This is a genomic window from Fibrobacter sp. UWH5 (genome assembly GCF_900142505.1).
Taxonomy (GTDB): Bacteria; Fibrobacterota; Fibrobacteria; order Fibrobacterales; family Fibrobacteraceae; genus Fibrobacter.
The window spans coordinates 1-1,555 of the sequence record NZ_FRBB01000046.1 but is presented as its reverse complement, the minus strand read 5'-3'; the positions used below and the strand labels follow the sequence as shown (position 1 = coordinate 1,555).

The window sequence follows — 1,555 nt, the reverse complement described above, 5'->3', positions numbered from 1 at the left end:
TGACCTTCCCTAAAAAAGGTTGACACTTTTGGGGTGTTTTTACTGACCGAGTTGACAGTTTCACTGATATGGTTTACACCTTTCCCTCGGTATCACGGATCTGGTTGACACTATCACCGATATGGTTGTCGTTGTCCAGTCCGACATCTTCTTCCAAAGATATATTTTTGTTCGCGAGCCTTCGTTCCCACGGGTTCCTCCAGCATCTTCTTTGGGGGCCTTCCTGGCTGTGGACCTTTTCCGGGGTCTGCCAGCCGATGCTCATGTGCGGGCGTTCTTCGTTGTAGAACCTGATGATTCTCTCGAGTTCACGGCGGCACTCCGACCGCGTCCTGAGCTTCATCTTGTATAGCCATTCCGTCTTGAGGATTCCGTTTGCGCGTTCCGCCACGGCGTTCTCGAGCGGATCCCCGCTCTGCGTCATGCTGATGCCGATGTTGCGCTTTTTCAGTTCGCCGACATATTCGTAGCTGCAGTACTGGCAGCCACGATCCGAGTGGTGGATCAGGAACGGCAACGATGATTCGGGAACCTGCGCGAGTGCCATCCTCAGGGCTTCCAGAGGGTAGCGTGTCTCCAGCGTCGGGCCGAGCGCCCAGCCCACGATCTTGTGCGAGTAGGCGTCCGTTACGAGGGACAGGTAGCACACGCCCTCGTCCGTCTCGACATAGGTGATGTCGGCGACCCATATCTGGTTCGGACGGCTGGGGACGACTCCCTTGATCAGGTTCTTGTACTTCCGGTAGTTGTGATCCGAGTATGTAGTCCTGTAGTGCCGACGGCGGCGCATCCTTACCATCAGGCCGTTCTCGCGGAGGAGTTCCGTGAAGGAGTCGCGACCGGGCACGCGGCCCGTGCCGCCAAGCTTGCCTGCGACCAGTCTGTAGATTTTTGTGCATCCCATGCCCGGACAGGCCGTGCGATATTCCCTGGCTGCGTCCAGGACCATGGACTCGACAGCCTCGTTCCCGAAGTCGTCGTCATCCCTCTTGTAGAACGCCTGCCTGCTATAACCAAACAGTCCGCAGAGCGCTTCCAGGGAAGTTCCCGGAAGCCGCGTGCGCAGCAGGCCTACCGTTTGGTGCCAGATTTTTTTCTGATGGGTATGTTGAACTTGCTCTCGGCAAGCTCGATCATCGTGTCGAAGGCCCTGGACCTCAGCGTCTCGGCCTCCAGTGCCTTTTGCAGGCGCTTGTTCTCCAGCTCCAGTTCTCTTATCCGTTCTTCGGGCGGCTTCGCCATCGCATCTCCGTCTTGGTTCTCCAAAGATAGCGATTCTTCGCGCAGGTACTTGTCCATCCAGCTGAAGAGAACCTGCTTGCTGCTGAGGTGGTATTTCTCCGCGATCTGCGCCGCGGTCATCCTGCCCGCGTTGTATTCGGCGACGATTTTTATCCGGTCCTCGTCGTCAAAGATGAACTTTTCCTTGACCACGTCCTTCCAAAAATGGTTGCCGTTTTCGTCGTATGCGAGAACCGACTTTGTGACCTGTTTTGTCTCCATTTGCACTATACCTGCCTTTTTGTATAGTGTCAACTTTTTTCAGGATAAGACA

At 55.6% G+C, this 1,555-nt stretch carries 2 protein-coding genes; both read right to left on the bottom strand.

Annotated features, from left to right (window positions below):
* Positions 1–73: 73 nt before the first annotated feature.
* The gene (locus BUB38_RS15590; protein ID WP_254794980.1) at positions 74–1,021 is read right to left on the bottom strand and encodes an IS3 family transposase; all 948 of its coding nucleotides are present in this window, start codon (positions 1,019–1,021) and stop codon (positions 74–76) included.
* Positions 1,022–1,071: 50 nt separating this feature from the next.
* Entirely contained in the window at positions 1,072–1,503 is a 432-nt protein-coding gene (locus BUB38_RS15585) for a transposase (protein ID WP_073161648.1), read from the bottom strand.
* Between the last annotated feature and the right edge of the window lie 52 nt (positions 1,504–1,555).

Excerpts from the sequence above, each read along its gene's own strand:
- BUB38_RS15585 (WP_073161648.1), bottom strand. The coding sequence starts at position 1,503 with ATGGAGACAAAACAGGTCACAAAGTCGGTTCTCGCATACGACGAAAAC.